This is a genomic window from Methanoregula sp., from assembly GCF_002835825.1.
Taxonomy (GTDB): domain Archaea; phylum Halobacteriota; class Methanomicrobia; order Methanomicrobiales; family Methanospirillaceae; genus Methanoregula.
The window spans coordinates 1-1,697 of sequence record NZ_PIZH01000444.1 but is presented as its reverse complement, the minus strand read 5'-3'; the positions used below and the strand labels follow the sequence as shown (position 1 = coordinate 1,697).

At 57.8% G+C, this 1,697-nt stretch carries 4 protein-coding genes; 3 read left to right on the top strand and 1 reads right to left on the bottom strand.

From position 1 onward, the window contains the following. Nucleotides 1–525 (bottom strand): C39 family peptidase (locus tag CW742_RS12090; RefSeq protein WP_292420717.1); only part of this gene is annotated, 525 nt, incomplete at its 3' end. Between the two features lie 86 nt (nucleotides 526–611). Here CW742_RS12090 and CW742_RS12085 point away from each other — a divergent pair. From CW742_RS12085 to CW742_RS12075, 3 genes are read left to right on the top strand one after another with little or no spacing between them, the layout of a single operon-like run. After that, nucleotides 612–806, top strand: coding sequence for a hypothetical protein (locus tag CW742_RS12085; RefSeq protein ID WP_292420715.1), 195 nt, complete (start codon nucleotides 612–614; stop codon nucleotides 804–806). A 57-nt stretch (nucleotides 807–863) separates the two neighbouring features. Continuing rightward, nucleotides 864–1,283: a MarR family winged helix-turn-helix transcriptional regulator gene (locus CW742_RS12080; RefSeq protein WP_292420712.1), complete on the top strand. Its 420-nt coding sequence runs from the start codon at nucleotides 864–866 to the stop codon at nucleotides 1,281–1,283. Nucleotides 1,284–1,339: 56 nt separating this feature from the next. Continuing rightward, complete coding sequence (locus CW742_RS12075) at nucleotides 1,340–1,678, top strand: LON peptidase substrate-binding domain-containing protein (protein WP_292420711.1); 339 nt, start codon at nucleotides 1,340–1,342, stop codon at nucleotides 1,676–1,678. The last annotated feature ends 19 nt before the right edge of the window (nucleotides 1,679–1,697 follow it).

The window sequence follows — 1,697 nt, the reverse complement described above, 5'->3', positions numbered from 1 at the left end:
GTAATACTTCGTTGCACCGGGCGGAACCGGAATCTCCGATTCATAGTCATGCCAGCTGGCAAGGAACTCTTCCCGGGTCATTCTGAGCCGGGAACCGAGAATGTACGGATCTTCGAGATACACGTTCCGGTCATCCATGCCGATTACCACCATATAGTGCCCGGAATCCCAGGTATCGTCCCACGTACTGTCCGGATCCAAAAACCGCTGCCCGTCGATGATGACCGGTGTGCCCTCATGGAGAGCGGTCTCAAGGTCATGCAGGGAAAGATTCTCCTTCCATTCGGCATCGAACCCCATCGCCTGAGCCGCTCGTACCATGTCCCAGGGATAGGTCCCGTGGGACGGCGATGTGTTCAGGATGCCCCGCAGGTCAGTTTCCATTGCGTTCAGGCCATAATAACTCATGACTGCCTGGAACGAGGAGGCGCCACAGGAATAAAATTCTGCCTGCCGGACGTCCGGGACGCCGGACAGCAGGATCGCCGTCGTCGTTGCCGGGACAACGGTCGCTGCTGCCGGCATGGTTTGTTCCGGAGAAGTGGGTACGGTTCCTGTACAGCCGGGAGAACAGAGGATGCAAATGGCCAGGATGAGCAGGAAAACGGGGGATGGTCCCGGGTTCATATCCTGATGTTGTCCGGTCACCCGATATCAATGTTCCGGCACGATCGTCCCTGGTACCGTTGATGAGGCAGCATTCCCGGCTCGCATCCGCGATGGTCAGAACCTGTGCGGATGAGGTCACGGCCTCACGCCATGATGGCGTGAACACGCCGCCGCTCTGTTTCGAGCACCAGGGATGACCATCCCGGATCAGCACCTTTATAGTTAGGCAACCCCTAACTAATTTCGATCAGCCTATGGATGAACGGGAGCAGCAGCTGCTTGAGGCATTCCAGGCACTGTTCCGGCTCAAGAACGAATGTTCATGCTCGGTCCTGTCCGAATGCGGGATCTCCAATGTGACCGTGAAGCAGGTCGCGTACCTGCGACTGATCGATGAACAGGGAGAGGTGACGTTCAGCCGGCTCGCCGAGATCACCGGGACCTCGAAACCGACCGTCACCGAGATGATCAACAAGTGTGTCCGGATGGACTGTGCGTACCGCGCACCATGTCCCGATGATGGCCGGATCCAGTACATCCGGCTGACCGAGAAGGGCCGGATGATCGCAACGGCCGAACAGGCAGCGCTGCGCCGGCTTATCGCACGGATGATGGAAGCGCTGGACGAGAACGAACGGGAGGAGCTGATCGCTCTCCTGCGGAAGGTCCGGTAAATTTTTTTCACCGGAATAAATGTTAGGTAAAACCGAACTAAATGAATGAGGAAACCATGCAGAACGAAAAAGACCAGGTAGCAGAAAAACTGGTGATACCGCTCTTTGAGATGGTACTATATCCGAAGAGCCGGACGAAATTCAATGTCGATACCGCGACAGGAAACCTCCTGCTCGCCGCAATGGAGAACGGCGAAACAACGCAGGCAATCGCCCTCACGGTCAAGAGCGGGGTCCGGGCAGCCGAGCTGACCGCAGAGACGCTGTACCGGACCGGCACGCTGCTCCGGCTCTCCCATCTTGAGCCGGCCGATGAGGGGTACGTGATGGTGGCCGATGTCGTGCAGCGCGTTGCCGCAACAGGCATCCGGGAAGAGGACGGGCGGTTCTTTTAAGGCTTCCATCTCCTCCCGG